General features: G+C 44.5%; 24 protein-coding genes. 22 read left to right on the forward strand and 2 right to left on the reverse strand.

All coding sequences use genetic code 11. From position 1 onward, the window contains the following. The first annotated feature begins 12 nt into the window (after positions 1–12). From G367_RS0116800 to G367_RS25270, 20 genes are all read left to right on the forward strand, one after another. Positions 13–585 carry a hypothetical protein gene (locus G367_RS0116800; protein WP_020414325.1) on the forward strand — a complete coding sequence of 191 codons (573 nt, stop codon included), beginning with the start codon at positions 13–15 and terminating at the stop codon, positions 583–585. Then, complete coding sequence (locus G367_RS24070; RefSeq protein ID WP_020414326.1) at positions 582–1,178, forward strand: phage baseplate assembly protein V; 597 nt, start codon at positions 582–584, stop codon at positions 1,176–1,178. The genes G367_RS0116800 and G367_RS24070 overlap by 4 nt, the downstream gene beginning before the upstream one ends. A gap of 8 nt (positions 1,179–1,186) precedes the next feature. Further along, positions 1,187–1,528: a GPW/gp25 family protein gene (locus G367_RS0116810; protein ID WP_020414327.1), complete on the forward strand. Its 342-nt coding sequence runs from the start codon at positions 1,187–1,189 to the stop codon at positions 1,526–1,528. Next, the gene (locus G367_RS24075) at positions 1,525–2,475 is read left to right on the forward strand and encodes a baseplate assembly protein (RefSeq protein WP_020414328.1); all 951 of its coding nucleotides are present in this window, start codon (positions 1,525–1,527) and stop codon (positions 2,473–2,475) included. Before G367_RS0116810 ends, G367_RS24075 begins: the two co-directional genes overlap by 4 nt. 2 nt (positions 2,476–2,477) lie before the next feature. Continuing rightward, a complete protein-coding gene (locus G367_RS0116820) occupies positions 2,478–2,840 on the forward strand; it encodes a hypothetical protein (protein ID WP_020414329.1) in 363 nt (120 codons plus the stop codon). A 13-nt stretch (positions 2,841–2,853) separates the two neighbouring features. Further along, positions 2,854–4,698 carry a collagen-like protein gene (locus tag G367_RS25255; RefSeq protein ID WP_020414330.1) on the forward strand — a complete coding sequence of 615 codons (1,845 nt, stop codon included), beginning with the start codon at positions 2,854–2,856 and terminating at the stop codon, positions 4,696–4,698. Positions 4,699–4,950: 252 nt separating this feature from the next. Then, positions 4,951–6,756, forward strand: coding sequence for a collagen-like domain-containing protein (locus G367_RS0116830; protein ID WP_020414331.1), 1,806 nt, complete (start codon positions 4,951–4,953; stop codon positions 6,754–6,756). 29 nt (positions 6,757–6,785) lie between these two features. Next, positions 6,786–7,721 (forward strand): immunoglobulin domain-containing protein, encoded by a 936-nt coding sequence (locus G367_RS0116835; protein WP_020414332.1) that lies wholly within the window; start codon positions 6,786–6,788, stop codon positions 7,719–7,721. Between the two features lie 9 nt (positions 7,722–7,730). Further along, positions 7,731–8,375, forward strand: a complete 645-nt coding sequence (locus tag G367_RS0116840; protein WP_020414333.1) for a 2OG-Fe(II) oxygenase family protein — start codon at positions 7,731–7,733, stop codon at positions 8,373–8,375. Further along, positions 8,362–8,961, forward strand: coding sequence for a prolyl hydroxylase family protein (locus G367_RS25260; protein ID WP_020414334.1), 600 nt, complete (start codon positions 8,362–8,364; stop codon positions 8,959–8,961). The genes G367_RS0116840 and G367_RS25260 overlap by 14 nt, the downstream gene beginning before the upstream one ends. 13 nt (positions 8,962–8,974) lie before the next feature. After that, positions 8,975–9,523 carry a phage tail protein I gene (locus tag G367_RS0116850; protein WP_020414335.1) on the forward strand — a complete coding sequence of 183 codons (549 nt, stop codon included), beginning with the start codon at positions 8,975–8,977 and terminating at the stop codon, positions 9,521–9,523. A gap of 78 nt (positions 9,524–9,601) precedes the next feature. Beyond that, positions 9,602–10,909, forward strand: a complete 1,308-nt coding sequence (locus tag G367_RS25265; protein ID WP_020414336.1) for a phage tail-collar fiber domain-containing protein — start codon at positions 9,602–9,604, stop codon at positions 10,907–10,909. Positions 10,910–10,926: 17 nt separating this feature from the next. Further along, entirely contained in the window at positions 10,927–11,553 is a 627-nt protein-coding gene (locus G367_RS0116860; RefSeq protein ID WP_020414337.1) for a hypothetical protein, read from the forward strand. A gap of 39 nt (positions 11,554–11,592) precedes the next feature. Next, positions 11,593–13,101: a phage tail sheath subtilisin-like domain-containing protein gene (locus tag G367_RS0116865; protein WP_020414338.1), complete on the forward strand. Its 1,509-nt coding sequence runs from the start codon at positions 11,593–11,595 to the stop codon at positions 13,099–13,101. Positions 13,102–13,134: 33 nt separating this feature from the next. Beyond that, positions 13,135–13,644, forward strand: a complete 510-nt coding sequence (locus G367_RS0116870) for a phage major tail tube protein (RefSeq protein ID WP_020414339.1) — start codon at positions 13,135–13,137, stop codon at positions 13,642–13,644. A gap of 100 nt (positions 13,645–13,744) precedes the next feature. Beyond that, on the forward strand, positions 13,745–14,017 hold the full coding sequence (locus G367_RS0116875; RefSeq protein WP_020414340.1) for a phage tail assembly protein: 273 nt from the start codon (positions 13,745–13,747) through the stop codon (positions 14,015–14,017). Between the two features lie 173 nt (positions 14,018–14,190). Further along, positions 14,191–15,906 (forward strand): phage tail tape measure protein, encoded by a 1,716-nt coding sequence (locus G367_RS0116880; protein ID WP_020414341.1) that lies wholly within the window; start codon positions 14,191–14,193, stop codon positions 15,904–15,906. After that, the gene (locus tag G367_RS0116885; RefSeq protein ID WP_020414342.1) at positions 15,903–16,343 is read left to right on the forward strand and encodes a phage tail protein; all 441 of its coding nucleotides are present in this window, start codon (positions 15,903–15,905) and stop codon (positions 16,341–16,343) included. The genes G367_RS0116880 and G367_RS0116885 overlap by 4 nt, the downstream gene beginning before the upstream one ends. Beyond that, on the forward strand, positions 16,333–16,542 hold the full coding sequence (locus G367_RS27150) for a tail protein X (protein ID WP_020414343.1): 210 nt from the start codon (positions 16,333–16,335) through the stop codon (positions 16,540–16,542). Before G367_RS0116885 ends, G367_RS27150 begins: the two co-directional genes overlap by 11 nt. A gap of 10 nt (positions 16,543–16,552) precedes the next feature. Next, positions 16,553–17,521: a contractile injection system protein, VgrG/Pvc8 family gene (locus G367_RS25270; RefSeq protein WP_020414344.1), complete on the forward strand. Its 969-nt coding sequence runs from the start codon at positions 16,553–16,555 to the stop codon at positions 17,519–17,521. A gap of 190 nt (positions 17,522–17,711) precedes the next feature. On the opposite strand, the gene G367_RS0116900 is transcribed toward G367_RS25270, so the two are convergent. Then, a complete protein-coding gene (locus tag G367_RS0116900; RefSeq protein WP_157533585.1) occupies positions 17,712–18,179 on the reverse strand; it encodes a hypothetical protein in 468 nt (155 codons plus the stop codon). A 659-nt stretch (positions 18,180–18,838) separates the two neighbouring features. On the opposite strand from G367_RS0116900, the gene G367_RS0116905 reads away from it, so the two are divergent. Both G367_RS0116905 and G367_RS0116910 read left to right on the forward strand, forming a co-directional pair. Beyond that, the gene (locus G367_RS0116905; protein WP_020414346.1) at positions 18,839–19,321 is read left to right on the forward strand and encodes a hypothetical protein; all 483 of its coding nucleotides are present in this window, start codon (positions 18,839–18,841) and stop codon (positions 19,319–19,321) included. Between the two features lie 325 nt (positions 19,322–19,646). Continuing rightward, complete coding sequence (locus G367_RS0116910) at positions 19,647–19,967, forward strand: hypothetical protein (protein WP_020414347.1); 321 nt, start codon at positions 19,647–19,649, stop codon at positions 19,965–19,967. Between the two features lie 738 nt (positions 19,968–20,705). On the opposite strand, the gene G367_RS25275 is transcribed toward G367_RS0116910, so the two are convergent. After that, entirely contained in the window at positions 20,706–21,137 is a 432-nt protein-coding gene (locus G367_RS25275; protein ID WP_020414348.1) for a LytR/AlgR family response regulator transcription factor, read from the reverse strand. Positions 21,138–21,213: the final 76 nt, after the last annotated feature.

Raw genomic sequence — 21,213 nt, forward strand, 5'->3', positions numbered from 1 at the left:
AGATGCACATTTATGACCAGTATTAACACTATATCTGACAATATTTTACTTAAATTACAAAGTATTCCCGGCATAATTAAATGTGAAGAAATAATAAAGGAACTTCAGGTAGGTAGTAGTGAGATTCCTGATAGCACTCCAGCCTTACTGTTAAGACTCGTTTCTAGTGAACCAATAGCTGCTTTTAATAATGGCGTGCAGCCGCTTTCAGTAGAATGGGAAATTATAGTCATTGTAGGCAATCTGACTACTTTGGTGGCTAATAACCGAGCAGCTCGAGATCTTGCGGTTTCAACAGTCCTAGTATTTGAGCAGCACTTGACCGATTCACAAGCCAAGTTAATTGAAAAGTCTGGACGTTTGAATTTCCAAGGGCTTCAGCCTTTGCAGCTTAATGAAACTGGTGACGGTGTTCTTGCTGCTTACACCTTAAGGTTTACTCAGAAAATATGGGTCGGAGAAGACCGGCGACATGATCTTACGCCAATACCTAAGCCGGTAGAAGTTCATGTGGGTTATGAACCAAAAGTTGGCTTAAAGCATCGCGATGACTATACCAAAATTGGTGAGGTGGGCGAGGCATGAACTCAGAAGTAGTAACTGCACTTCTACAGCAGCTTGGTGAGTTACAGCGTCGGGTCGACAATATAGTACGTCTCGGTACTGTGGAGGAGGTGGACTATGACACAGCCTGCGCTCGCGTGCGCTTAGGAGAAAACCTAACAACCTGGTTACGTTGGTTTGCCCCAGCGGCTGGGACTAATGATACCGAGTGGCGTCCACCGAGTATTGGTGAACAGGTTGCAGTATTAAGCCCTAGTGGAGAGCTACGTGCAGGTGTGATTTTACCAGCGATCTATAGCGATAAAGCACCAGCTAATGGCGATACTGCCGACCTTTTTCGCCGCACATTCGCCAATGGTGACATGATTGAGTATCAAAATGGTAATACCCAGTTGAAAGTGGCGGGCTCGATTGTTGCTGAGGCTGAGAATATAAGTTTAAAAGCGAAAAATATTAACTTAGAGAGCGAAAGTCTCAGGCTAGAAGGGACTGAAATTCAAATGAAAGGAAAGGTTGAGCATACCGGTGATGACCTTAGCAGTAATGGCATCAGCCTACCCAAGCATACACATATAGTGAAATCGGTGGGTAGCCCCACTGAGAAACCACAATAGGGGGAAGCGTGCAGCGATACGGTATGGATAGTAGTAGTGGTATGGCTATCACAGAGCTGGAGCACTTGCGTCAGTCAATCACCGACATTCTCACTACTCCAGTAGGGTCTAGATTAATGCGTCGGAACTATGGTGCAAAAATTTTCCATTCCTTGGATGCACCATTAACTCGCTCCACCATAGTGGATATCTACTCCAATGCAGCAGAGGCTTTAAGCCTTTGGGAACCTCGCTTTCAGAGTACAGAAATGCAGGTAGTACGTATGGAGAGCAGCGGTATAACTATGAAACTGTCCGGCTATATGGTGGACAGCGGCGAGTTTATAACTCTGGAGAATATAAAAATATGACAACAGAAAGTGCAGTGGACATCAGTCGCTTACCAGCACCAAATATAGTGGAAACTCTAGATTTTGAAAGTATCTATGGCGAAATGGTAGCTCTGCTTGATGGTGCCTCCCCTCTATTACTTGATGAAATGGGGCAGGTGATTAAGCCACAAACAGTGAGGGCAGATCTAGTTACTGATGATGGAGCACCTTACTTCAAAATCCCAGCGGATTCTCTGATGAATCTTAGTTATGTACAAATGGAAAGCGAGCCTTTAGCTCGATTATTACAAGTAGCTGCCTACCGAGAGATGCTCACTCGTCAGCGAGTCAATGATGCGGCTCGGGGCGTCATGGTTGCTTTTGCGGTTGATGGAGATTTGGATCGGCTGGGAGAGAACAACAAGACTCGCCGGCTAGAAGGTGAGGATGACACCCGCTACCGCGGGCGAATTCCTCTTGCCTTCGAGGGCCTCACCACTGCTGGTCCTAAAGGCTCCTATAAGAGCCATGCGCTTGCAGCTGACCCCCGCGTAAAAGATGCATTGGCAAGCAGTCCTAGTGATGGAGTGGTACATGTGGTTATCCTCAGCACTGAGGGTAATGGCTCGGCTTCACCGGATTTACTTGAAGCTGTGAATAATGCCTTATCAGAAAAGTCCATACGTCCTCTAACTGATAAGGTAGAGATAATAGAGCCTGAAATTAAACAGTACTCTATTAGTGCAACTCTGACTCCAATGCCAGGACCTGTGGATGAAGCGTTATATCAACGTGCTGAAGAGGCCGCAATTGCTTATGCAAAGAAACGCCATGGTTTGGGCCTTACTGTAGCCAGATCGGGGTTATCCAAAGTATTGCATCAAGAGGGTATAGAAAGAGTGCAATTGCACGAACCAGAATTCGATATCCTCAATGAACCACATCAGACCGCGTGGTGTGCAGGTATTGAAATTATACGGGGGTAAATATGTACGGCTCTAATTACAATATTGAACTGGAGCAAGGGGCTGGCTATGGCTTGCTAATGACTATTGAAGCTCCACCAGGCACACCTCGTAACTTGACTGGCTACACGGCACGTCTACAAATACGTGATAACCATGATGATAAAACACTACTGCTATCTTTAGACAATTTAGATGGGCTGAAGGTGGGAGGCGACAGCGGTGACCCAAATAATGGCCAGCTAAAAATTGAAATACCGGGTCTCGTAACCGCTGGTTTTACCTGGCGCGATGCTATCTACGATCTGTTTCTAAATCCCAGTAGTGATAGTGCTGAGCGCTTGATATATGGCAGTGTCTCTGTGGCGCCGCGCGTTACTGTCTAGCTATGAGAAAACTATGAGCGAAATTACCCAGACATTAACTCTGGCACAGAGTGGTGTAGCGGGCCCATCCGGCCCAACAGGCCCTCAAGGTGCAACAATGCATTGGGGCAGTGGTATACCTGCCACGGGCCTCGGTAACAACGGCGACCAATATCTCGACTATGATAGTGCCGACTTATATGGAAAAAGTGATAATAGCTGGGCAAAGCTGCGCAACCTCCGTGGCCCTCAAGGGCCAAAGGGAGATAAGGGGGATAAGGGCAATCAAGGTATCCAGGGAGTTCAGGGTGAACAGGGCCTAGGTATTTTTGCTAGTAATGGTGTACCTACAGATAACCTGGGCCGAAATGGAGAGCATTATGTGGAGCTGGATAGCCCAAGTAAAACCCTTTACCAAAAGAGTGCTGGTAATTGGTCTGTAATCGGTAACTTAGCTGGTCCAAAGGGTGATACTGGCCGAGGTATTTCCGATATGGAAGTATTATCAGATGGCACCTTGCGAGTTTCATACACTGATGGTACGAATCAAGATACTGGCTCTTTTCCGATAGAGGGTTTGGGACGGCGTGTAGCACTATCACAAAATCCAGGAGCTGATAATTCAAATTACTGGGCCAAAGTCGCAACGTTAAGAACTACGACAGGTACAGCTGATGCTGGGCTGGTTTTAGCTCTAGTTTGTGGGGATCAAGCAGTACATGGCGCGGCCGTGATCACTGTAAAGTTTCGTGAGGGAGCCAGCCCCGATACTTTGGCGGCAGAGTCTGGGGTATATATTGCTGCAAATCATGGTGAAATTTTTGCAGATGATTCGTTTAAATTGATATCTAATGGATATGGTCAGCCTGTAGAACTCTGGGTGAGAAAGAAGCATTCTTTTGTATCTTTGAGTGTTCACGAAGTGGCTGCCGCACTTAATGAAGTGACGGTTACTTATCATAACGATTTTAGCTGGCAGGCAGAGGAGCCTAGTGCAGCTTATGTCAAACAATCTATCGGGCTAGTTTATGGAAAAAATAGGAAGATTTATCATGAGGAGCACAAGCCTACTCCAGCAGAAATCGGTGCGATAAAAACCGGTGGCACGGTTTCAGTCAGCGGTAATGCCAGTGGCTCAGCAAGTTTTGATGCAAATGGCGATCTCTCGCTGAATCTGAATGTTAGTTATTCTACCAGCGCAAATAGCGCTACCAGCGCTACTAGTGCCGGGAATGCGGACACCGTAGATAATTTACACGGTTCACAGCTTATTCGTTCTGATACTGATGATAATGTAACAGGACATACCGAATGGCAGGACCTCAAAGAGGTTCGTTGGGGCAACAGTGCGGATATGCGCATGATGCATAGCGGAAGCCACGGTTATTTGAGTCTACATACTGGTGACTTATATATTCGCTCAGGCACCACAACGAAATATTTGTTCGATGTTTCCAGTGGTAACTTCCATGCTGATGGCCATGTGTATTGGCAGTCTAGTTCGGTTGGATCGGACCCAATCCTTAAAACCAATGTACGCACGATTGACAAGCCAATTTCCAGATTGAAAAAACTTAATGGTGTTCTTTTCGATTGGAAAGATAGTGGTCGTGGTTCTGGCGGTTTGATGAGCCCGGATATTCGTAGGGCACTACCACGTACCGTTTACAAATCCAAATTTAAGAAGAATGGTAAGCGATATGATCAGGCCGATTATAATGCGGTCATTGGTTTGTTGGTTGAGGTGTGTAAAGACTTGGAGAATAGATTGCAGCGGCAGAGTGATGACTTTAAAGCTATCAAGGACCAAGGTAAAACTGTTAATAAACTCCAGCATATGATGAAAAGTCTTCAAAGCCGGATTGAAAACCTGTATTAACTATGCCGTTATACCTAGCGAAAGTTAAGTAAGCAGTGCTTATTTTTAGCTAGACAAAAATAAAAATCTCAAGACTTTAGTCGTGAGGGTATTGCTCCTTGCTATGCACACTTAGCCCTTGCGAGGCTGATAATTGCTTGGCCTGCTGCCCTCTACAGCTTCTCTTTAAAACCCAAAACTGATAGTGCAAATGCCTGATATATGGCTGCGTCACTGTGACGCCGCACGTCACTGTTTAACCATTAGAAAATTATGAGCGAAATCACCCAGACATTAACTCTGGCGCAGAGCGGTGTAGCGGGCCCATCCGGCCCAACTGGCCCTCAAGGCGCAACAATTCATTGGGGTAGTGGTATACCTGCTGCGGGCCTCGGTAACAATGGCGACCAATACTTGGACTATGATAGTGCCGACCTGTATGGAAAAAGTGATAACAGTTGGGCGAAGTTGCGTAATCTACGGGGCCCCCAAGGCCCAAAAGGAGATAAGGGCGATAAGGGTAACCAGGGTATACAAGGAATTCAGGGCGAACAAGGCCTGGGTATTTTCGCTGGTAATGGTATACCTGCAGACAGCCTGGGCCGAAATGGCGAGCATTATGTGGAGCTGGATAGCCCAAATAAAATTCTTTATCAAAAGAGTGTTGGTAGTTGGTCCATAATTGGTAACTTGGCCGGTCCCAAGGGCGACTCCGGGCGCGGTATTTCCAGCATGGAAGTTTTAGTTGATGGCACCTTGCGAATTACCTATACCGATGGAGTAAAAGAAAACACCGGCCCCTTTCCAGTAGAGGGCTTGGGGAGGCGGGTTTGCAATTTAAAGAATGCGGGAATGAGCAGTGCAAATTATTGGGCGAAAATTGCTACATTCAATATGCCCAATTCTGATTATGCCAATGCCACATCGATTCTATTATTGACAACTAATGGTTCATCTATTCGTGGTCATGCAATGGTGAGTGTCCATGTCGTTCAGCAGACCGCACCAAATACCCTAGTGTCCGATAGCGGTATCTCCTATGCATTTAACCATAGTGGAGCTTTTAAAGATGACGCTTTTCGGCTGATTAGTGCGGGGTATGGTCAGCCGGTTGAGCTGTGGGTACAGAAGGCTGTTGATCACTTCGGAGTAAGTGTATTCGAAATTGGCGCGACGAAATCTAATGGCGTATCTACTACCTACAATGATGAGGCCGTTTGGCAGGCTGCGGAACCTAGCGCAGCTTATATAAAACAATCTGGCGGATTGACTTATGGCGATAATAAAAAAATCTATCATGAAGGGCAAAAGCCTACCCCAGCAGAAATCGGTGCGATAAAAACCGGTGGTACTGTTTCAGTCAGCGGTAATGCCAGTGGCTCAGCAAGTTTTGATGCAAACGGCGACATCTCGCTGAATCTGAATGTTAGTTATGCCACTAGTGCCAATAGTGCTACCAGTGCTACTAGTGCCGGGAATGCGGACACCGTAGATAATTTACACGGTTCACAGCTTATTCGTTCTGATACTGATGATAATGTAACAGGACATACTGAATGGCAGGACCTCAAGGAGGTTCGTTGGGGCAACAGTGCGGATATGCGTATGATGCATAGCGGAAGCCACGGTTATTTGAGTCTACATACTGGTGACTTATATATTCGCTCAGGCACCACAACGAAATATTTGTTCGATGTTTCCAATGGTAATTTCCATGCTGATGGCCATGTGTATTGGCAGTCTAGTTCGGTTGGATCAGACCCAATTCTTAAAACCAATGTACGCACGATTGACAAGCCAATTTCCAGATTGAAAAAACTTAATGGCGTTCTTTTCGATTGGAAAGACAGTGGTCGTGGTTCTGGCGGTTTGATGAGCCCCGATATTCGTAAAGCACTACCAGGTACTGTTTACAAATCGAAGTTCAGGAAGCATGGTAAGCGATATGATCAGGCCGATTATAACGTTGTGACGGGATTACTCGTTGAAGTATGTAAAGACCAGGAAGCACGACTTGAACAGCAGGCTGAGATCATCAAAGAATGTAGTAAAACGATAAAAGAGCTGCAGAAAAATTAGCGAGATCAAACTAAATAGCGGGGATAATTATGGCAACTATGCCCAGTAGCGGCCAGGCTAGTAGTGCCAATCTACAAAGTGTATTTGGACAGAGTGGTGCCGGTAATACTTCACAATTTTATCGAGGCGGTAGTTTTGTACCGAATATTTCACAAAATAATAATATTCCGACTTCAGGTGCTGCTGATAGTGCAGATTTCTATAGTGCTACCGATTATGTAGCTATGGGTACACCATCTTTATCTGGTACCACAGTCAAGCAAAATGCCGGTACGGGTTCAGTAAGTTGCAGTACTACATTGACATGTAGCCAACCGAGCAATGGCACTGGGAATTTTATTTACACTTGGCAAAAGGTCAGTGGTACCACTTTGTCAGTTTCCGCTAATGGAAGGAGCGTGACTCTTAGCCGCTCCGATACAGGAGAAATAACAACCAGCCAATACCGTTGCAAGGTGACCGATGGTGTAGGTACTGTCTACAGTAATACGGTTACGATAACTTTTCACCATTACCAGTTTCTCCCAGGTAATCTACCAAGTAGTTATTCAGTGTCAGCGGCCTCACCGACTAACGCGGTAGCACGTTTAGAAATTGCCCGCAACGGATACATATATTTGGAAAATCAGTCTGGCTCCCCCGTTAGTCAGGGAGCCTGGATTAAGCCTGCTAGTAGCACTGTAGGTGATAAATTCCAGATGCGCTTCGATAATGCCAGTGTATCCGGCGACAATTCCGATATTTCTGGTGCTTCGCCATCAGTAGGTTCTGTGGGGACTATTAATGGTACTCGCTATGCATACCGCAATCGAACCAGTAATGGATCCTACACATGCGGAGTGCGGGTACGTATAAAATTAATTGGTGGTAGTTACCTATTTGATGACGTTATTGGCCTGAAAGCTACAAAATTTTCTACAGTTGGTATGGGCATAGGCGTAGGTATGGGAATACATATTCCGTAGGAGAACTCGATGGAAATAGAACGTACTACGGATCCCCGAATTATTTACGTCCACGATGTGTTTAAAAAAACTGAATGTGAGCAGATTATCCAGCTAGCTGAATCAGTAAAATTTAACACGCCCGGCCGGGTAGTAATGGGGAACGGCGTGGGAAATGTAGTGGTCCCCAGTAGTCGCCGCTGTCATGAGATCTGGCTTAGTCAGCATTCTGAGCTGACCGATTTGGAAAAAAAACTGGAAGTTCTCTACCAAGATATTGCCGAATTATATCGAAAAAATGTAGCGAATGTAGAGGCTTACTTAGTGGCCGAGCCTGCGCGTATAGTACGCTATAGGCCAACCGGATTTTTTCGGTTGCATTCTGACTTACGCCATTGCCGACCAGGTGAATGGCGTCAATTAACTATGGTCATTAATCTAAATCACACTTATGGTGGGCAGCTGTTTTTCCCTCAGCAGAATGTCTGCTGTAATACAAATCCCGGGAGCGCGGTAGTATTTCCAGTATCTGATAATTACCTCCATGAGGCATTCCCGCCGGAAAATGATAATAAGTATATTTTGTTAAATTGGCTCTCTGCTTGTGAGGATATTCTTGCGGATAAGGCTGAACTAATAGGCATAAAAAAGGGAGAATCCCATGCTGCCGCATGAGTTAGCCTGCTTTAACCAGGGAGCTCTACCTCCAGCAATATGTGCAGAAATTATTGAGGCTGCTGAGAAACATGGTCGGTGGCTACGATCGGGTCAAGTTGGTTATACATCAGATAATTTTGTCGGTGATTCACGAACCAGTTCAGAAACTTGGGTTGAGCGCTATGAGCCACTGCTTTGGGTAAGGGATCAATTGATAGCGGCTGCTACACGTACTTTAGATAAATACTTAGGAAGTGGAGGACCTCAGCGTTACTTCTATGAGTCTCGTGTAATTCGTTACCAAATGGGTGAATACCTACGGGCTCACGAGGATAATCCTCGTCCGCTGAGTTTTCATGAAAATCCTGATCATGGGGCTCGTGCGGGGCACTATTACCTTGGGTGGCGCAAAGTATTCACCCTGGTCTTTTATTTGAACGACAACTATTCAGGTGGACAGCTAAAATTTTTGCAAAGTGGTCAGAATATCGCTCCGACTACTGGAGATTTGTTGCTGTTTCCACCCTCGGAGCTACATGAATCTTTACCAGTGTTAGAGGGTACAAAATATATTGTGACCAACGCGCTTTTTTATGCTGACTAATGGAGGGTAAATCTTGAATAACACTTTATTGCCACCCAATGCGAGCCAGTTGGAGCTAGCTGTAGAGTCTGTTATTGCTACCAGACTCAATGCAATACCGGTAAACATTACAGAACTCTATGACCCAGATAAATGTCCACCAACGTTCCTACCTTTTTTAGCCTGGCAACATAGTGTGGATACATGGAATGATAGTTGGCCTACCGCTACCAAACGTGCCGTAATTCGCTCAGCGTTTACTACACATACAACAAAAGGTACTCGATCTGCAGTAGAAACTGCAGCTGCAGCCTTTGGTGGAGATGTAGCAATTGTTGAGTGGTTTCAAACTGATCCTCCAGGTAAGCCTCATACTTTTGATCTGGTACTAAATGCTGTGGATGCATTTGGTAAGCCAGTGAGTGCTGAATTTCAGAAAGATATTGTGAAAGCGGTAACATATGTTAAACCGCTTCGTTCCCATTTCACTATGCGACTGGGGACACAGGCAAGTGCTACGACTTTATCTGTAGGTTTAGCGCGAGCTGCTGTATTTGACCGATTGCGGTTTACCGCGACCTAAACACTTTTCCCATAAATCTGCCCGCGAGTCACTCGGTATTTTTTGGCTGAGTGGCTCGCCCGTGCATGGAGTAAACCCGTGACACTCGCGCTAGTACTTACCACTGCAGGCCAGAAGGCCATCGTGGATGAGAATAACGCCGGTACTTTACCGGTAAAACTGTCAAAGATTGCCCTGGGTACAGGGCGCTGGAACCCGGATGCCAGTGCTACAGGGTTGCAACAAGAATTTAAAAGACTGCCTACCATATCCGGTAACGTAGAAGTTGCCAATGATATGCTGCATATCACCTTAAAAGATGAGAGCAGTGATATCTATGATGTTAATGAGTTTGGCTTGTATACCGATACGGGAATACTTTATGCCGTATATTCGGTAGGCCCTGGAGCCGACCCGGTAGGGAATAAAGGAGCCAATTCAACTTACCTGTTATCCCTAGATATCAAACTATCTGGTAGTAACGCGGATAATATTTCCGTTGGAGATACAGGCTTTAGCAACCCAACAGCTACCACAGAACGTGCGGGCGTTATTCCTATTGCGACTCAAGCCGAAGTTAATATAGGGAGCGTTGATGATAAAGTGGTAACGCCAAAAACGCTCCATCAGCGCTTGTCGGTATTGGCTCTTTCCAGCCACAGTCATGTTTATGCAACTACGAATCGAGATGGTTTTACCCGTTTGGCTACCCAGGAGGCTGTGGATGATGGAAATAGCTCAACACTCGTAGTTACTCCAAAGACACTGCAGAATAAACTCAATGATAATAAACCAGTAGCAGCTGGTACTAGCCAGAGCGGAATCGTAGCGCTGGCCAGTCAGAGTGAAGTTGACATTGGCAATGAAAAGAAAAAGGCCGTCACTCCAGAAACATTAAAGGGATATATCAATAAGCAATTTCCTGGTCAGTTAATTTATATCTGGGGCGGGGAGATCCAAGATTTGCCAGCTGGATACAAGCTATGTAATGGCAGTAACGGTACACGTGATTTGCGTAACCGATTTGTACTTGGCGCTGGGGACAATTATTCAGTTGGGGCGACTGGTGGTGCCACATCAGCAAGGACAAGTAAGAATGGTGCCCACTCCCACGCGATAACAGTTAATAACCACACATTGACCTTATCACAAATTCCTAGCCACCGGCACCATCATGATCTAGGTGCCTACACGAACGGAAGTACCGGAACATACCAGCAAAGATGGATACTCAAGTGGGATGGAGGTACTTGGGATAACGGGCTCAATACTTATACCCGCTACAGTGGTGGTGGTGGTGCACATAACCACACGGCAAGTGCCTCTACTCATGATGGCCATGAGCACACTGTGGCGATTTTACCTCCTTATTATGCGCTGGCCTATGTACAGCGTATAGCACCATAAATCTAGAGGCAAAGATAATGCAACTGACGATTATGGCTACCGAGAGCTTAGTTACAGTGGATGGTAACACTGTGGAAATGGACTTGGCTGACTACGATATTCTCGATGCAGTGCACGCAGTACAGTTCGATGGCGTAGAGGGAGAGATTGAATGGCAAGACCCCATTCGCCCTAATGATGTAATTTTAACTCTCGATGATTTTCAGCAGGTAATTGCTGACCATGCCACTCTGTGGGCAGAACTGCAGGTTGATACCCGTAGTGAGGAACAGAGACGTGCTGATGCTTTAATCAGCATCGATCACTTTGCCGGCCAAGTACGTGCTCAACTCTTAGGGCCCGGTGAATTTATGCATGAAGAACGTCGCCGAGCTTATGAAGTAGCAATAGCTTATGAGGTTGATGGATTTCCTGGCCCCACCCCTCTAGCTGTACAAGTACAAATGGATACTTCTGGACAAACTGCTGTAGAAGCAGTGGCAGAAATTAAATTCCAACATAGTGTCTGGCTCGAGGCACTCGACCAAATCCGCGATCTCCGCCTACGTGGTAAGGCTCAGATTTTGGAGCTTGCGGAGGGCTCAGACTATGGGGCCCAAGCACAACAAACTATTGATGAACTGGCGGCACTGGCTATCAGCTGATGTCTCTACTAACTGATCACTAAAAGCAGGAGCTATTCTATGAGCACCAACATTTTACACGGCGTAGGGGTAACCCATAGTGACGCCGGCGCACGCGATATCAACCTAGTCAAACTGGGTTGTATTGGTATTGTGGGGACGGCCCCAAATGCTGCGGCAGCAACCAATGCCTCTCTGACTATTGGCACTACTGAAGCAAATACAGAGCTTGTTTTTACGGCAGCAAGCCCTGGTAATACGGGCAATGTCATCAGTATTGAGTTTGTCAATCCAAATACCGCAGATGCTGTTCTCTCCATTAACATTAATGGTAAATCAGTAACGGTATCACTCGCCACAGATTCAAGTAGCAAGCTTATTAGCACAGCTGATAATGTTCGCACGGCATTAGCAGCAAATGCGGAGGCTTCAGCACTATTTTCTGTGGTAAACGGTGATAGTGATGGTAGTGGTGTTCTTTCGCCGCAGCCTGCACTCCGGATGTCTGGCGGTACCGATGAACCTTTCCCTCTCAACAAACCCGTATTGATTGCGGGTTCTGAACTGCAGGCATCAGCCTTGGATACATTGGGTACTGCTAAAGGCAGTTTACCTGATGCTCTTGATGCCATTTTAGATCAGGCCGGCGCTTTAGTTGTAGTAGTAAGGGTAGCAGAAGGCCCTGATGATTCCTCCACTCGTGCAAACGTTATTGGGGGCGAAAGTGCTGGCCAGTACACTGGCTTACATTCATTACGTGGTGCGGAAAGTGCCGTGGGAGAGCGCCCCCGTATTGTGATTGCCCCAGGCTTTTCGTCTGATTCGGCAGTCGCGAGTGAAATGAACGTCGTCGCTGATCGAGTTAAAGGCGTTGCATATATTGATGCCCCTGACACCGATGATGCTGCCGCAAAAGCATTTCGAACTAACTTCGGCAGTAAGCGTCTACAGATTTTTGATCCGTCCGTGCTCAAATTTGATAAGACCAGTGGAGATAATAAACGAGTCCCTCTGTCGGCGATTGCTGCAGGTATCCGTGCTAAGCGAGATAGCGAAGAAGGTTTTTGGGCATCCATCTCCAATCAGGAAATTTCAGGAATTGTTGGTAGCAGTCGCCCTGTAGATTTCATTCAAGGTGACCCTAATAGCCGCGCTAATCTACTGAATCAACATGAGATTACAACAGTAATTCGCCAAGGTGGTTTTCGTCTTTGGGGAAACCGTACTTGTTCTGCAGATCCCAAGTGGGCATTTGAAACGCATGTACGTATCGCCGATGCAATTGATGACAGTATTCAAGAAGGTGTTGCTTGGGCAGTAGATCGTAATTTAAATCGAACCTTTTTTGAAGATGTCGCAGAAAGTGTTAATAACTTCTTACGTCGCTTGACTCTGCTTGGAGCAATTCATGGAGGCACTTGTACCCCAGATCCAGAGCTTAATAGTACAAGTGAATTGGCCGCTGGACGAGTGTACTTCAACGTAGAATATACCCCTGTTGGTATCGCAGAGAGTATCCGCTTCCAAGTTGCTAGCACTAATCGCTACCTAACCGATCTGGTAGCTTAATTTAATATTATTTTCGACTGAGCGGGGAAACAAATGCAAGGTTTTATTTTTAAAGATATGGAGCTCTTTGCTGATGGTAAGGGGTATGCCGGTTTGGTGGAAGAGTTTGAAGCACCTAGCCTCAAAGTCGTTACTGAAGACTATAACGGGGGCGGTTTAGGGGCCGCTATTGGGATAGATATGGGCAGGGTCGAGAAACTGGAAGCTAGTTGGACCCTGGCTGGCTACCATGCCGAAACATTGGCCCAGTGGGGTCAAGCAGGACAAGCTGGTACACCCTTAACCCTACGCGCGGCAGCTCAAAGTGAAGCCGATGGCTCAGTGGTACCGGTGGTTATTAAGATGCGAGGGCTGGTGCGTACTTATGAAGCTGGTTCTCATAAGCCCGGTGAGATGAACAAACAGAAATACAGTGCGGAACTGCGTTATTACTCTGTGAGCATTGATGGCCGTCAAGTCGTTGAAATTGACGTGCTAAATGGCAAGCGTGTTGTTGATGGTGTTGACCAGACGGCAGAGCTTCGCGCTGCTATTGGCCGATAACCCAGGCTCTTAAGAGTTTTCAATTCCCTCTTTTTTTATCACTCTCTAAATTGACTTGCCCACAGGTTCTTAATGCTTGTGGGCTTTTTTTGAGGAAAATATGTCCGAGAACGTAATTAAGCTGGATTTTCCAGTTGAATATCAAGGTATTATCTATTCCGAATTGCAAATGCGGCGTCCCAAGGTGCGTGACTTGCTAGCTATTGAGCGTAAACAAAAAGAATCAGAACGCAAACGCCAGCCGGTGGGAGATGGTGAGCTGGCGACTGAAACCTATGCCAATCTCTGTGAAGTCTCCCCCGCAGTCATTGAAGATATGGATGCTGCAGACTTCAAAAAACTAGATGAGACCTATGAAGGTTTTTTATCCTAAGCGCCTCTGCTATCCGAAGACTATTAATAACTCTGGCTAGCTGGACTGGCTGGAGTCTCACAGAACTCTCAAATATGAGTTGTGAGGAACTGAGTAGTTGGGTTGATCATCTGCCTAAAGATGAAGCTGTACCGAGGCAATCTATCTAATTTACCCCCTTTGGATCCGTATCCATGAGCAAGTTTTCCCTATTAGTGAGCCTAGATGGCACCTTAACGTCTGGATTTAAAAGTGCTGTTACACAAGGCCAGACAATGTTGCAACGCTTTAGTAAGTCTATTAACGAGACCGATGAAGCAATGGCTGCGGCCGAGGGTTTAAAAAAGCAACGAGATGGTCTTTCCAAACTGGAAAGGCGTTACGAGGCCAGTAGTATTAAAGGGGAGAGAGCTCGTCAGGTTGTTGAGCGTAAACGTAAGGAGCTTTGGAGAGCAGCCACAGCGGCTCAAAAATATGGTATCAGTGTTGCTAATGTGGATCGAAAATTAGAGCGCTTAGAAAGACGCTCGGCAGGCCTTAAATCCCTCGGGCGTCTACCTGGCATAGCTAAAAAATCCATCTCTCACTTAAAAGGCATAGGAGCAGGTGCAACCACCGCAGCTTTAGGGCTTTTCAATTTTGTAAAAAGTACGGCTGACTCAGGTAATCAAGCGATTGATACCGCTAACAAGCTTGGGTTCACTGTAGAGGGATTGCAGCAGTATCGTTTTGCCGCAGAGCGCTCAGGCATAACTGCCAAAACGTTTGATATGAGCGCCCAGAATATGATCAAAGGTATTACTGCGGCTGCGAAGGGTGATGTGAAGGCATCGTCTGCACTTAAAGATCTGGGTTTGGATGCACAGAACCTGGCCCAGATGAAACCTGAAGAACAATTGAAAGTTATAGCGGACGCTATGGTGACTATTGAAAGTCAAAGTAAGCGTATATCTATAGCGGATAAACTTTTTGGTTCTCAAGGTATCGACATGGTCAACATGTTAGGCGGTGGGAGTAGTGGGCTTGAGCAGATGCACCAGGAAGCTAACGCGACAGGTAATGTTTTAGACCGTAAACAACTTCAGCTTGCAGCGGATTTTAACACTAGCTGGCTAAAATTGACCACTACGCTTACTGGCTTTAAAAACCTTCTTGCTACTGAGCTGATGCCAACACTTATGAGTATGTTCAAGGATTTTACGCAGTGGCTACAAAAGCCAGAAGCTAAAGAGTTTATCCGTAATTTTGCTCTAGGTTTAATCGAAGTGGTTAAAGGCGTTGGCTCTTTAGTCAGTAAATTTAGTGAATTTGGCGGAATAGCTAAGTCTATTGGTGCTGTGCTAACTGGAATAATGACTGTTGCGATATTGCCTTTTATTAGCTTGTTATCACTCCCTGGGATTATTATTGCAGGTATCGTTGCTGCCGTAGCCTTACTCTGGGTGCACTGGGACAAAGTTGTTGCAGCGGTTGGTAAGTTTGGAGATTGGCTTAAAGAGATTCGCGATAAAACTTTGGGTAGTTTATGGGATAAGCTACCTGAAGGTGCACGTAAATCCCTAACCAAGATCAAAGACTTTGCCTTCAAAATCTTGGGTAAAAGTCCTTTAGGTTTGCTATTTCGTGGAGCCTCCTGGTTGAGTGGAAAGCTGTTCGGTAAAGAAGAGAATCCTGAAAATCAGCCAACGACAATAGACACGCAAGCAGATATACGACCTCGAGGTGGCAGCAATATCATGGTACAAAACAGTATTAACTCTCCAATCAATATTTACCCTTCAGCAGGAGTGGATGAAGAGTCCATAGGACGCAAAGTAGGTGAAGAACTGGATAAACGTCAACGAAGCCAAGAAGCTCAGCAACGCAGTGTAATGTTTGACCTGGGTATAATGAATGGAGCGGCGACATGATGAATATATTAGAAACTTTGCTGAAATTAGGAGACGTTCCATCAGAAACTATGCTGAAATTAGGAGACTTTCCATTTGCTCTACAGACCGCTGGCTACGATCAGTTGCGCCAGGCATGGAAATTCAACTGGCAGAATAGTAACCGCCCTCGGGGGTATCCACAGCCTCAATTTACTGGGCAGGGAACACGTGACATTACTCTGAGTGGGACAATCTATCCTTTAGAGTTTGGTAAGCCTAATCAACTTCAAGAAATGGCAGATACTGCTGCTCAAGGAGAGCCTTTACAGCTTGTATCCGGAATGGGTGAAGTAATGGGGTTTTGGGCAATTACCAGTATAGAGCGCACCGACAAAGATCCATTGGCAGATGGAGTGGCTCGCTGTGTGGAGTTTTCTATTTCTTTGACATATTACGGAGCAAAGTATGGTCACTGATTACCGTACAAGAGCTGGGGATGTCCTGGACCAAGTTTGCAAAAGTTACTATGGCCGAGAGTCCGCCGTACCGGAAGTGCTAGAAGCAAATCCTAAGTTAGCCCTTTTGCCTTCAGTGTTGCCAGAGGGCGTGCGTATAATTCTGCCAGAATTGAGCGATGCGAAGGTAAAAAGTCCAATGATTAACTTATGGGATTAGAGGTTCTTCTATGCAGCCGCGTTTTGTAATAGAAGTGGATGGTATTGAGGGAAGTGAACTCAACCAAAGAGCTCTAGGGTTCACATGGGTGGATAAGGCAGGCCAAACTTCTGATACGTTTAGTGTCATTTTGGATGATACGGAAGGTCGCCTAGCTATACCGCGAAAGGGTGTTTTAATTTCCGCTCAGCTAGGTTATGGCAATGACTTACAAATGTTACCAAGGTTTGTTGTAGATGAGATTGAATTAAGTGGGCCGCTGCGTCAGATGACTATAACTGCCCGTGGTAGCAACTTTCGTGATAAATTAAAGACGCATAAATCACGTAGTTGGGATAATCTTACTTTAAAGGAGCTAATCACAGAAATCTGTAAAGATAACCGTTTAACTCCAGTTGTGGCTGAATCCCTAGCAAATCACAAGTTCCAGCATCTAGATCAAACCAACGAAAGTGATATGAACTTACTTACTCGTCTTGCACTGGAAATGCAGGCTATAGCCAAGCTGGTAGAGGATCGTCTGATTTTTGTTCCAGTAGATGAAGCCAAAAGTGCCAGTGGTAAGAAGTTACTTGAGATGCGAATTAACTCAGATACATGCGAGAACTGGCGATTTACCCTACCCGATCGTAATCTCTATAGTGGTGTTGAAGCTCGCTGGCATGACCCGCTTACGGCTACAGAACAATTGGTTTTAATCGGCGATCGCAGTGGGGCGGTAGATCGGTTACCACAACTGAGATCTGGACCAACAGATGCGGAAACTGCAGCTGCTGCTCGTCTACGTAATCTAAACCGCCAGAGCGGAAAGCTGTCATTTACCCTGGATGGAAATCCCAATCTTAGAGCCAAAACCCCTCTGCGCTTAAGTAACTTCCACCAGCAAATTGATGGTGTATGGACTGTGGATCAGGCTACCCACAGTATTGGGAAAAACCAGCGTTACACAACGCAAGTTCAAGCGGCGCTACAGCCATAGCTTGCTGAAAATTCGTAAGTATCAGAGTTATATTATTAGCTTTATGGTCAGAGAAATAGTTTTCATTCACGGTAAGTATTCTCTGCTTTATAAGTAGGATAACTTCAAAATCAGCTAATACACCTCTCTCGATAATAGGTGATTACTTATTAGTTAAGTATGTGTAATAGTAGTTTTCTGAGGTTGATGTTTAACTTTTTTGAGCCAGCTTCGCAAGTACCTGAACAGAAACCTTGGCGACTAACTCTGAGGAAATTTCGCCATTGTTCTCCTGGGCGTAACGATACAAGCTACCGTATGCATCAGCCAGTACCACGTCTGGTAAAGTATCCGGATCCAGTTCACACTCATCGCGCAAATAGACCACGATAGCATTGACGCACTTACCAACTAGCAGAAAGTCAATTTGTCGTAATTCTGTTTCGCCCTCACCCGTCGCCCAATAGCCAACACTACTTCCCAGTGCATTGGCGATGCGTTGCTGCTCAATTCGGTCTCTAGGCAATACATCATTGTTAAGCCAAGCTGCTGCTGTAGTCTTGCCAATACCGAACTCCTTGCAGAAGCTAGACAATCGACCACGCCCTACGGGGTAACCTTTTTGGGTGAGGAGCTTATGTAAACGTTCACTAGCTCCCCGGCTATTGGGATCTTTCAAAGTTTCACTCTTCTTACCAGTTTTCACTGTTTTCATGCTTCATTTAGTCTGTTGGTGAACCACTATCATAAGTCCATTATAAATGAACCTTTCAGCGGGGAACGAACGTTGTTTCCTTTAAGGCGCAGGCACATTCTAATCGGTAGAACTCACTACGCAACTATAGAGTATGTACTTTTGTACGAGAAGTTGATAACTCAGTCTACAGCTCCATCTAGCAAAAAATTACCCTTTTTGTGAGGGGTAAGCCCATTCGAGATGAACGCTACACAAAAAATCTAGAAATAAATGTTGATAAAAGTACGCTTCAAATGTACATTATTCCACATGTTCACTTTAAGTGAACATGTGAGGTGGTCAGCTGTTGGCCTCTGTACTTTGACAAAACTCCTCCTGGCTTAATTGTTAGCAGGGAGATATTTATAGTTGAAATAACAACAAATACAAAGAACTAAAGCGCAACTTTCGTATTAAGAAAATTCTCGATCATTAAATAAAGGAAAAAAGGTCATACCGGCTAAATAAAAAAACTAACCACGCTGACAATGAAAAAATGATATCACTGAAACTTGAAATAATTTATTAAGAGTTACTTACATCAGAGTGACATTCTAAAAATTATAGATCGCCTTTGTTCACAGGATTGGGACTATAGATTTATGGCGCAATTAGATAACAAACTAAAAAAAGCTTTAGAGCAACGCTTAGAGGAGTGGTTGCAATGGAGCTCCGCAGGGTATGACGGCCTTCCCCAAGGGTTATCAGGAAGCGGAAATATAATTGCTGCACTTATGTCTAGTGGTGGTGAAATAATACGATCAACTTCTCCGCATAATGGCTATCAATGCCCTCGAGCAGAAGAAGTAGATCGCTGTCTAATGACGTTAGGGCAGCTTCTATCTGAAGCTCGTCAAGTCGTAGAGTTAGAGTTACATGCTGGCAAGCCAGGCCTTGAAACTCAAGTTGCAAGAGCCAAGTCTATTCAAATGAGTCGTCGTCAATATGTCGAGTATCTCAATACTGGACGCTGGATGTTAGTTGGCATGTTGTTCGGAAAGGCTAACGCAGCAAACTTTAAAAAGACAGCGTTTGAGCAGCGTCAACCTCGCACCCCACGGATTAAAACCTGGCATGCAGAATAAGTATAAATTCATAGGCAGTCTCCTAATATGATTAAACACCCTACAGTAGGACGCCCTCGCCGGAAGACAGATAGTCAAGGCCGCCTACAGTGTTGCATATGTCGCTACTGGCAAACTCCTGAGAACTACTATTTAAACTCCCAAAATAGTAGTGGTCGTGATAGTCGATGCAAATCCTGTGATAGCCTACGACGTAAAGATGCGCGTCAGAAACGAAAACGAGTGGCCATAATTACAGAGGCTAAAAGTAAATTTATCCATTGGAAAAGGCCTTCAACTGAAGAGTAAATCTAATCTACTGAAAAGTTATATGTAGGAGTTTTAAATGGATGCTACAGTATTAGGCATAATGATAATTATTGTCTTATTACAGATTGTTAATTTAGGTGATATGTTGTGGAATCGTTTTGGTCCAAAGCTACTTTTAATTAATTATACTGTTAGTGGGGGAGAGGCAGAGAAAGCTTGGACTCTACATTGCAGTAATTTTGGTCGTGTTCGTGGACCTATCTCAGACGTTGGGCTAGACTTCTTGGTTAGTGAATTCGTTAAAAGAATGCAAGTAGATTACCCAGATATAAATGGCTATAGCTTGAATGGGGTAACGATATTAGATACCGCAGTACCGCTTCCCAAGGAAGATTAAATATTTATATTTATTTACTTATAGTATGAAGATAAGTAGATGTGAAGTTTCTTGCTGAGATGCTAGTTATAAGTGAAGAAGTTTATAGATTTGCTAAGGCTGCTCGGAATAAGATATCTGCAGAAATTTATTTGTGTGTATTGATAGAGGCAACTTGAAAAGAAAGATGACTTAAGATTATCGGACAAATTTTTAATTGTAATTAAAAGAGCTTTATGTGAAATTCAAATTTTCATTTTTTAGAAAAAAATGATGGTTTATGAATATATTGTAATAATTTTTATAATTATACTATTGTTCTAATAGGCCGGATGGCATGTTGAGGTTTGCCTATATTAATTTTCTTATTGTGGAGCAGTCATGAATGAACTTAGCATGACCATGAATCTATAGTATTTTGCTGAAGTTTTTTTACCAAATTTTACTGTTTTTTTGGCCAATATGACATTTTTCTGTTTAGGCTAAAAATTTTTTTGGTAGATGCGGTAAGCAAATATTATCCCCAAGCCAGATTTTTACATACTTTCCGTAAGCTTCAAAATAAAGTAATTTAATAATTTAATAATTTAATAATTTAATATTTAGGATTTTTTGTTCTACTCTTTCTACGATACAATTTATATGTTCTAGGTTTACTGGCGGTGTTGACTCTCCAAAATGACGTCTGACTTTATCCATGGCTTGGGGAAAATGTTCATTACTGATTGATTTCAACGGATAGTCGGTTACATTTGATTCTTAACCTTTAAGTGCGTATTCCTGATAGGCAGTGCAAAGAGCAACCTGAGGGCGGTTAGCCAGTATGTTAATCATTTTCAGGCCGGATAAAACAGGCATGTGAATATCCAATGGTATCAGATCAATTTCCTGGTCAGCTAGAAAAGAAAGTCCTTCAGCAGCCCTATAACACTGCTCTGCTATTTCAAGATCAACATGTATATGGCTTTGGTGTATATGGATATCATGAGCTAATGGTTCATCATTTATAATTAAGGTTTTCATAATTGTATTGTTAGTCGAGCATGCCAATGCTGTTCCTGCAGCTACCCTTTGTAGGGTAAAACGTTTTGGTTGTCCTAATTGTAAGCGATGTTTAATATTTTCCAGACCAATACCCACGGTGTTCTTATTGATAGATTGATCAGGTGCGCGATTAATAGATTCAAACATTAATTTGTTACTTTGCACATATCAAAGGATGTGAACAAAGCATTTGTCGTGGCTGATTTCATTACTATGTTTAAAG

The sequence above is a fragment of the Microbulbifer variabilis ATCC 700307 genome (genome assembly GCF_000380565.1).
GTDB classification, from domain to species: domain Bacteria; phylum Pseudomonadota; class Gammaproteobacteria; order Pseudomonadales; family Cellvibrionaceae; genus Microbulbifer; species Microbulbifer variabilis.